Source organism: Pseudomonas sp. KB_15 (assembly GCF_052114525.1).
Lineage (GTDB): Bacteria > Pseudomonadota > Gammaproteobacteria > Pseudomonadales > Pseudomonadaceae > Aquipseudomonas.
On record NZ_JBFREX010000317.1, the window covers coordinates 1 to 384 of the forward strand.

The following is a 384-nucleotide window of genomic DNA, read 5'->3' on the forward strand; positions in this document are numbered from 1 at the left end:
GCTGCGTCACCTCGTCCATCTGCGCCACCGCCTCGTTGACCTGCTCGATGCCGCCGCTCTGGTGCTCGGAGGCCTCGGCGATCTCGCCCAGGATCTGGGTCACATGCCGCACCGACTGGACGATTTCCGCCATGGTCTGACCGGCCTGCCCCACCAGCGACGAGCCCGACTCCACCTGCCGCGCCGAATCGTTGATCAGCACGTTGATTTCCTTGGCCGCCGCCGCGCTGCGCTGGGCCAGGGTGCGCACCTCGCCCGCCACCACGGCGAAGCCGCGCCCCTGYTCACCSGCSCGYGCCGCTTCCACKGCGGCGTTCAGCGCCAGGATRTTGGTCTGGAASGCGATGCYYTCRATCACGCCGATGATGTCCGTCACCTTGCGGG

General features: G+C 69.0%; 1 protein-coding gene. It reads right to left on the minus strand.

Annotated features, from left to right (window positions below):
- Nucleotides 1-384: methyl-accepting chemotaxis protein (locus AB4Z35_RS31070; protein ID WP_442101306.1), on the minus strand; the 384-nt coding region annotated here is incomplete at both ends.